Here is an 8,778-nt window from a genome sequence, read left to right on the forward strand (position 1 = left end):
GTAAAGTAAAATAAAGTCGACGTAAGACTACTTTTTTATTTTACTTTACAAAGTGGGGCCCCCGGCAGTGAACGAAGTGAACAATCCTCAACTGCTGGGGTGATTTGTGGTTGTAGGCCGAAGAGATATTAAATAAAGTATGGTTAGCGAACTATTTTTTAATAGCAATTAATGGGCAATAAAAAGTTATAGAATGAATTTAGATTAAATAAAGGCAAATTGAGATCGTGGCTATCCTCAACTGCTGGGGAGGGTCCCCAGACTAAGTAGAGAGTCCAAAGGACGAACTCTTAGTTATCCTCAACTGCTGGGGTGATAAGAGGTAATGGACTGAATATTTATTATGTAAAGTTGCCGAAAGGCAACCTTTTTAGTTTAATGTCTAAGCTATGGCTTCTCTATAGATGATTAATAGGGGAATAACACATTGTGGATGGAGGAAAATCTTAAATAAATATTAAACAGTCATAAGATTTATTCTTACGGTTTTATGTAGGAAAAGAAAAATTAATAGCGTTTTCTAGGAATGATGTGTAAATCTTGTGAATATAGTGAATTATACTTCGATTAGCGAAGGGGAAAATGTTATAATTCCTTGAATTTTGTATTTTTATGGGCTAATGAAGGGGAGTGAGGCTACATTTGTAGCCGTTATTACACTAGTATGAAAGGGGAGGAAACTTATGAAAAAGTTGCGAGTCTTAACTTTTATATTTTGTTGTGCAGTAACACTTGTTGCTTGTTCAGGGGGAGAAGAATCAAGTAGCAATGTGTTACGTGTTGCAAAAGATGTTGAGTTAGCATCAATGGATCAACATATTGCAACCGATGGGTTATCATTTGAGGTGATTGCCGCAACCATCGAAGGGTTATACACATTAGATGCAGCGGGAAGTGCCGTCCCAGCGATTGCGACAGGTTATGATCTGTCAGAAGACGGTTTAACTTATACGTTCCATCTACGTGAAGATGCTGCGTGGGATAATGGAACACCTGTTACAGCGAATGACTTTGTTTATGCTTGGCGCCGACTTGTTGATCCTGCCACAGCTTCTGAATATGCGTTCATCATGGATGTGGCAGCAGTTAAAAATGCGGCAGCGATTAATGCAGGTGAAAAACCATTAGAAGATCTTGGGGTTAAAGCGGTAGATGATTATACATTAGAAGTATCGCTTGAATTACCTGTACCATTTTTCTTACAGCTTATGGCGTTTCCATCATTCTTCCCATTAAATGAGGCGTTCGTCACTGAGCAAGGAAGTAATTATGCGCAAAGTCCAGAAAGTTTACTTGCAAACGGACCATTTAAAATGACAGAGTGGATTCAAGGTAATAGTTTTAAAGTTGAGAAAAATGATTCTTACTATGCAAAAGATGACGTTCAACTAGATGGCATTGAGTATAAAATCATGAAAGATGCTCAAACTGCAGCGCTTGAATTTGAATCTGGAAACTTAGATATTGTTCGTTTAACAGGTGAAATTGTGGATCTTTATAAAGATAATGAAGCGTTCAATTTAATTCATGAAGGTTACTTATGGTATATGTCTCCAAACCATGAAGTGACTGAATTACAAAATGTGAATTTACGTCGTGCGTTAGCATTAGCAGTAAATAAAGAGCAATTAACCGATACAGTGTTAAATGATGGTTCGACTATTGCAGATTTTATTGTGCCAGTTAGCTTAGCGACTGGACCAGATGCTAAAGATTTCCGTGAGACTTCTGATACTTATTTAGCTTATGATGCGGCTAAAGCAGGGGAATATTGGGAAGTGGCAAAGGCTGAGCTTGGAATCGATAGCCTAACACTTGAATTATTATTTGAAGATACTGATTCAAGTAAAAAATGTGCAGAGTTCATTCAATCAGAGTTACAAACAAATTTACCTGGATTAACGATTGAGTTAAAATCTCAACCGAAAAAACAACGTCTTGAGTTAATGCGTACAGGAGATTATGAACTTGGATTAACTCGATGGGGACCAGATTATGCAGACCCAACGACTTATTTAGATTTATTTATTACAGGGGTAACGAATAATTATCCGAATTATTCAAGTGAAGCGTACGATACGTTAATGGAACGCATTGATAAAGGGGATTTAGTTTACGATGTGGAAGCACGTTGGGAAGCGATGAAGGAAGCTGAAGCAATATTACTTGGTGAAGATGCAGCTTTAGCACCACTTTATCAACAAGGTAATACCTATTTAATTAATCCAAAATTAAAAGGTGTTGAAACTCACTCAGTAGGGGTTCCATTTATTTATCGAAATGCAAGTATAGAAGATTAAGCAAAAAATATTACAGGGAGGTAACTCTCTGTAATATTTTTTACCATTTTGAAGGGGGTCTTAGTACGGAAGTTTTTATGATTAAGAGCGGTTATAGTCTAATTAAAGTTTTTACAGTGTAAAACTTATCTAGACCTATCTATACGGGGGTGATGGGGATGTGGAAATATGTCTTGAAGCGGTTAGCGATTTCGGTGGTCACCATTTTTTTGATTTTGCTATTTTTATTTTTAATGCTTGAATTGATGCCGGGCTCACCTTTTAATGATGAGAAGCTAACAGAGAGCCAACTGGCTTTGCTAAATGCAAAGTATGGGCTCGATCAGCCGATTTTTACGCGATTTTTTAATTATTTGAAATTAGTCATTTTAGATGGAGACTTTGGGGTTTCTTATGCAATCCAAAAAGATGTCCCAGTGAGTACGTTAATTAGTGGGCGTGTGATGATTACGATTCGAATTGGACTTCAAGCGATTGTGCTTGGAACTATTATTGGATTATGTCTTGGATTAGTGGCGGCACTTAAACGAAATACGTGGATAGATTCAACGGCGACCGTTATTTCAGTTATTGGGGTAAGTGTACCGTCTTATGTGTTTGCACTTGGACTTTGCTTTTATCTAGGATATAAATTAAAAATGTTTCCAATAACCTACAACATGAGTAAACCGATGATTTCAAGTATTTTACCGACCATTGCCTTATCGATGTTTGTTATTGCGAACGTGGCGAGGTTTTTACGTTCTGAAATGGTCGATGTCTTGAAATCTGATTATATGTTATTGGTTGAAGCTAAAGGCGTTAAGAAGATGCATCTTGTGTTTAAACATGGGCTTCGAAATGCTTTGATTCCAGTTATTACAGTCGTGGCACCTTTAATGGTGAGTTTAATGACGGGCAGTCTCGTGGTTGAGAAGATTTTTGCGATTCCAGGAATGGGAAGTCTTTTAGTGACTGCGATTCAGGTGAATGATTACAATGTCGTCATTGCACTTTCCTTCATTTACAGTATTTTATTTATTGGTGTGATGCTAGTTGTGGATATTTTATATGGAGTAATTGATCCAAGAATCCGTTTATCGAAAGAAGGTGGTAGTCATGAATCATAATCAAGATTTTTTGCAAAATGATTTTGAACTAGTATTCCAAGATGAGGCGATGAAGACTGACATTGTTTACGAAGGACAGTCGTTTTGGAGAGATGTACTGCATCGATTTAGAAAGAATAAGGGGGCTGTAGTGGGAGCCTGCTTCATTTTATTTTTACTTATTATGGCTATTTTTGCGCCTATGCTTTCATCTCATGCATATGATTCGGTTATGATGGATCATGTGAACTTGCCACCACGTATTCCATTCCTCGAAAAATTAGGAATTTTTGATGGAACACATAATGGTGTGAATGTATATGAACAACGTGGACTTGAAAATGTCTATTATTTTTTCGGAACAGATACACTTGGACGTGACATCTGGACACGTGTTTGGATTGGAACGCGAGTTTCTTTGTATATTGCAGCGCTTGCTGTTTTGATTGATATGGTGTTTGGGATGACTTATGGAATGATTTCTGGATATGTTGGGGGACGAACTGATATCTATATGCAACGTTTTATTGAAATTTTAAGTGGGATTCCTAACTTAGTTATCGTTACTTTACTAGTTATTATCATGAAACCAGGGATTATGTCGATTACGATTGCTTTGTTGATTACAGGGTGGATTGGCATGAGCCGTGTCGTGAGATCTCAAGTTTTAAAACTTAAGGAACTCGACTACATTCTTGCCTCTCGAACACTAGGGGTAAAAACGTTTGGAATTATTCGTCAGGATATTTTACCTAATATTTTTGGACAGGTCATCATCATGTCGATGTTCTCGATTCCGAATGCTATTTTTTATGAGTCTTTTTTAGCATTTATCGGTCTTGGGTTACAACCACCAATGGCTTCACTTGGAGTTTTAATTAGTGATGGATTTAAGTCATTACTTGCTTATCCACATATGTTGATGTTTCCTGTCGTAGTCTTAGCTATTTTAATGTTAAGTTTTAATATGTTAGCAGATGGACTTCGAGATGCCTTTGATCCAAAAATGAAAGATATGTAAGGGGGGGTGGATATGAGTGAAAGACGACGAGTGTTATCGATTCGTGATTTAGAGATTTCGTTTGGAACGACAGCTGGTAAGGTAAGTGCTATACGTGGGGTTCGCCTTGATTTATATCAGGGGGAGACGTTAGCGATTGTAGGAGAAAGTGGAAGTGGGAAATCAGTTACGACGAAAGCTATTTTAGGAATTTTGAGTGAGAACGGTCAGGTTGAGAAGGGAAGCATTCTTTTTTCGTACGACCGAGATGGTGAAGTGGTGACTCGTGATTTGACACAACTTACAAGTAAACAGATGCAAAAGCATATTAGAGGAAAGCGAATTGCGATGGTATTTCAAGATCCAATGACTTCTTTAGATCCAACTATGACGATTGGGCATCAGATTATTGAAGGAATGCGAGAACATTATAAGATTTCAAAGGATGAAGCTCGTAAGAAAGCCATTGAATTGTTAGAAATAGTGGGTATTACGGATCCTGAAAAACGTTATAAACAGTATCCACATCAGTTATCTGGTGGAATGCGTCAACGGGTCGTGATTGCAATTGCATTAGCTTGTGAACCGGAGTTGTTAATTTGTGATGAACCGACAACGGCGCTTGATGTTACGATTCAGGCCAAGATTTTGAAGTTATTAAAAGAGATTCAGGAAAAAACGAATGTTGCGATTATTTTTATTACCCATGATTTAGGGGTGGTGGCTAATATCGCTGATTATGTTGCGGTGATGTATGCCGGTAAGATTATTGAAAAGGGATCAGTTGAAGAGATTTTTTATGATCCAAGACATCCTTATACCTGGGGATTGTTGTCATCGATTCCAGATTTAGAATCGGATGATGAGTACTTATACACAATTCCAGGTTCTCCACCAAATTTATTGAATCAAGTTGAGGGTGATGCGTTTGCGCCAAGAAACGCGGTAGCTTTACATATCGACTATCGATTAGAGCCGCCTATGTATAATGTAGGAGGAAAGCATCGTGTAGCTTCTTGGTTAATGGATGAGCGAGCACCGCACGTTGAGATGCCCGAAGCGTTAAAACGTCGGATTGAGAAGATGAAGCGAGGTGGTCAGTAATGGAACCTTTATTAAAAGTAGAGAATTTATCGCAACATTTTAAAATTAATAAGCATTATACAGTAAAGGCTGTGAATGGGCTTAACTTTGAGATTTATCCTGGGGAAACGTTTGGTTTGGTTGGCGAAAGTGGAAGCGGGAAATCAACGACGGGACGCTCGATTATTCGTTTATATGAACCAACTTCAGGAAAAATTGTTTTTGATGGTGTGGATATCTCAGGAAAGTTAAGCAAAGCGGATGAGAAGCATTTAAGAACGAATATGCAAATGATTTTTCAAGATCCGATGGCGTCTCTTAATCCACGTAAAAAGGTACTTGATTTGATTGCTCAAGGAATTGATGTGCATCATTTATATCAGTCAAAAGAAGAGCGCAATGAACTGGTATTTAAGATGCTTGATAAGGTTGGACTCAGCCGTGATCATGCCTATCGTTATCCCCATCAATTTTCTGGTGGTCAACGTCAGCGTATTGGAATTGCAAGGGCCTTAATTATGGAGCCAAAGCTGATTATTGCAGATGAAGCAATTAGTGCTCTTGATGTTTCAATTCAGGCACAAGTGGTTAATTTGATGAAAAAGATTCAGAAGGAGACTGGGATTGCTTATTTGTTTATTGCGCATGATTTATCGATGGTCAAATATATTTCAAATCGAATAGGAGTTATGCATTTAGGTTATTTAGTTGAGGTTGGAACACGAGAAGATATTTTTAATAATCCAATTCATCCGTATACGAAATCATTATTATCAGCAATTCCAAATCCTGATCCGATTTATGAAAAGACACGAGAGATTTTGATATATGATTCAGATACTGTGGATTATTCAAAAGGGGTAAAACATCAAATTAGTGAAACGCATTCGGTGTTAGCAACGTCTGAAGAGTTAGCCCAATGGATTGAAGATTGACTATGATTCCAATCAGTTTATCTGATTGGAATTTTTTTATTGGAGTTTACAAACTTCGAGAAATTGATCCTATTTTAGGCTGATATTTGTCAGTTTTCAAGAAATACACGATGAAAACGGTCAGATTGTTATTTTATTTTTCATTATTTGAAAATTTATGACTTTATTTTTTCAAAATAAGATAGAGATTTAATATTATTTTAAGCAAGATTGTGTTTAATAGAGGTATAGCTCAAAGGAAAAACCTAATATTTTTATTGGAAATTTAACCTAAATTTAACCTGATTTTGATATAATGAAAACGACACTCTAAATTTTACATATTTTATAAATAAATATCATAAAATCCCCTGAAAATTCATGTATGATAAGGGTGTGTAATGAGGAAACTATGAAGAGTGATTTTGAGGTTAAAGATAGGTGATAATGTGCTTTTTGATACACATGTACATTTAAATGATAAGAAGTTTGAAGAAGATTTAATGGAAGTAATCGAACGTGCCAAAGACGAAGGTGTCTCAAAGATGTTAGTCGTGGGGTTTGATGCGAGAACGAACAAAAAAGCCATTGAGTTAGCCGAAGAATTCGATTTTATTTACGCAGCTGTTGGGTGGCATCCGGTTGATGCAATTTATTTAACGGATGAGTTATTTGAGGAGTTATCCAAACAGGCGATGCATCCTCGTGTGGTAGCGATTGGAGAATGTGGTCTTGATTATTATTGGGAGACGTCTCCACATGATGTTCAAAAGGAAGTGTTAATTCGCCAGATTCATTTAGCACAGTCAGTGAACAAGCCACTTGTGATTCATACGCGAGAATCGATTGCAGATACGCTTGAGATTTTGAAACAGTATGATGCTGCGTCAGTAGGTGGTGTGATGCATTGTTATAGTGGAAGTGTTGAAACAGCACGTGAGTTCATTAAGTTGAATTTTAAAATTTCATTAGCAGGACCTGTGACCTTTACAAATGGGAAAAAGCCACAGTCGGTTGCTCGTGAAATTCCACTTGAACATTTATTGATTGAAACGGATGCGCCTTATTTAACACCTCATCCACATCGTGGGCAGCGGAATGAACCTTTTTATGTTTCATTGGTGGCTAAAAAGATCGCTGAAGTTAAAGAAGTGCCTTATGAAGAAGTTTGTCAGCAGACGATGGCAAATGCCTGTGCTTTATTTAAAATCGGATAATTTATTGAAAGGTGGATGGTAGAATGAAAATGAATAAGGTTTTATACACATCTTTAGTTGTTTTAGTAACGGCGTGGAGTGTTTTCTTTATTGCGAACTTCTATTATGATAAAGCGAGCGTTGGGGGAAATACAGGAACGACTCAAACAACGGATAATAATAATCAAAATATTATTCAAGAAGTTGTAGAACGTGAAGTAGTAACTCAAGAATCTCAACGCATTGAAGCAATTCAAAAAGTATCGCCTGCTATTGTTGGTGTGGTTAATTTTGCAAATAACCGTACACAAGGTGAGGGATCAGGAATTATTTATAAAGCTGAAGGAGATACGGCTTATATTGTAACGAATCAACACGTTGTAGATAGCGGTGATTATTTTGAGGTTGTGTTCTCGAATGGTAATCGTTCTGAAGCCGAGTTATTAGGTAGCGATATTTATACAGATTTAGCAGTATTAAAAGTTTCTGATGTGACAGTTGATGCAGTAGCTGAGTTTGGTAGTACTGAAGATTTACAAGTAGGGCAAACGGTCATTGCAATTGGGAATCCTTTAGGATTAAACTTTGCAGGTTCTGCAACATCAGGAATTGTTTCTGGTAAGGATCGTACGGTTTCTGTTGATTTAAATAGCGACGGATATGATGATTGGGAAATGACTGTTTTACAAACAGATACGGCGATTAACCCTGGTAACAGTGGTGGAGCTTTAATCAATTTAGATGGTAAAATAGTTGGGATTAACTCAATGAAGATTGCAACAAGTTCGGTTGAGGGGATGTCTTTCTCGATTCCAACGTATGTTGCACTTCCAATTATTAATGATTTAGAAATTTACGGTGAAGTTCGCCGTCCACAACTTGGTGTTTATATTCAAGATATGAGTATGATTCCAGATCGTTTAAAAGAGATTTTAAATATTTCAACTGATCAAAAAACAGGTGTTTTCATTTATGAAGTATTTGATGGTGGTGTTGCTGAACAAATGGGAATTAAAGCTGGTGATGTGGTAACAGCGATTAATGGTGATTCAGTTGATGACGCAATGGCATTTAGAAAAAAATTATATGATTTCCGTGAAGGTGATGAAATCACATTAACGGTTGTTCGTGAACAACAAACATTAGATTTAAAAACAACGATTCAACCAGCTGATGTTGAAATTAGCTAATAAAAAA

General features: G+C 37.0%; 7 protein-coding genes. All 7 read left to right on the top strand.

The features are described from left to right. The first annotated feature begins 683 nt into the window (after positions 1-683). A complete protein-coding gene (locus tag HMPREF9402_RS13325; RefSeq protein ID WP_009607657.1) occupies positions 684-2,300 on the top strand; it encodes a peptide ABC transporter substrate-binding protein in 1,617 nt (538 codons plus the stop codon). A gap of 158 nt (positions 2,301-2,458) precedes the next feature. Then, complete coding sequence (locus tag HMPREF9402_RS13330) at positions 2,459-3,409, top strand: ABC transporter permease (RefSeq protein WP_006785949.1); 951 nt, start codon at positions 2,459-2,461, stop codon at positions 3,407-3,409. Continuing rightward, the gene (gene opp3C, locus HMPREF9402_RS13335) at positions 3,399-4,409 is read left to right on the top strand and encodes an oligopeptide ABC transporter permease (RefSeq protein WP_009607656.1); all 1,011 of its coding nucleotides are present in this window, start codon (positions 3,399-3,401) and stop codon (positions 4,407-4,409) included. Before HMPREF9402_RS13330 ends, opp3C begins: the two co-directional genes overlap by 11 nt. A 12-nt stretch (positions 4,410-4,421) precedes the next feature. After that, positions 4,422-5,492, top strand: a complete 1,071-nt coding sequence (locus tag HMPREF9402_RS13340) for an ABC transporter ATP-binding protein (RefSeq protein ID WP_009607655.1) — start codon at positions 4,422-4,424, stop codon at positions 5,490-5,492. After that, the gene (locus HMPREF9402_RS13345) at positions 5,492-6,406 is read left to right on the top strand and encodes an ABC transporter ATP-binding protein (RefSeq protein ID WP_006785954.1); all 915 of its coding nucleotides are present in this window, start codon (positions 5,492-5,494) and stop codon (positions 6,404-6,406) included. The genes HMPREF9402_RS13340 and HMPREF9402_RS13345 overlap by 1 nt, the downstream gene beginning before the upstream one ends. A gap of 428 nt (positions 6,407-6,834) precedes the next feature. Further along, positions 6,835-7,602, top strand: a complete 768-nt coding sequence (locus HMPREF9402_RS13350; RefSeq protein WP_009607654.1) for a TatD family hydrolase — start codon at positions 6,835-6,837, stop codon at positions 7,600-7,602. 23 nt (positions 7,603-7,625) lie between these two features. Further along, complete coding sequence (locus HMPREF9402_RS13355) at positions 7,626-8,771, top strand: S1C family serine protease (RefSeq protein WP_006785958.1); 1,146 nt, start codon at positions 7,626-7,628, stop codon at positions 8,769-8,771. The last annotated feature ends 7 nt before the right edge of the window (positions 8,772-8,778 follow it).

The organism is Turicibacter sp. HGF1, from assembly GCF_000191865.1.
GTDB lineage: Bacteria > Bacillota_I > Bacilli_A > MOL361 > Turicibacteraceae > Turicibacter > Turicibacter sanguinis.

What these genes read in the sequence shown, in the direction of transcription:
- HMPREF9402_RS13325 (WP_009607657.1), top strand. Translation starts at nt 684, where the DNA reads ATGAAAAAGTTGCGAGTCTTAACTTTTATATTTTGTTGTGCAGTAACA.
- HMPREF9402_RS13330 (WP_006785949.1), top strand. Translation starts at nt 2,459, where the DNA reads ATGTGGAAATATGTCTTGAAGCGGTTAGCGATTTCGGTGGTCACCATT.
- opp3C (WP_009607656.1), top strand. Translation starts at nt 3,399, where the DNA reads ATGAATCATAATCAAGATTTTTTGCAAAATGATTTTGAACTAGTATTC.
- HMPREF9402_RS13340 (WP_009607655.1), top strand. Translation starts at nt 4,422, where the DNA reads ATGAGTGAAAGACGACGAGTGTTATCGATTCGTGATTTAGAGATTTCG.
- HMPREF9402_RS13345 (WP_006785954.1), top strand. Translation starts at nt 5,492, where the DNA reads ATGGAACCTTTATTAAAAGTAGAGAATTTATCGCAACATTTTAAAATT.
- HMPREF9402_RS13355 (WP_006785958.1), top strand. Translation starts at nt 7,626, where the DNA reads ATGAAAATGAATAAGGTTTTATACACATCTTTAGTTGTTTTAGTAACG.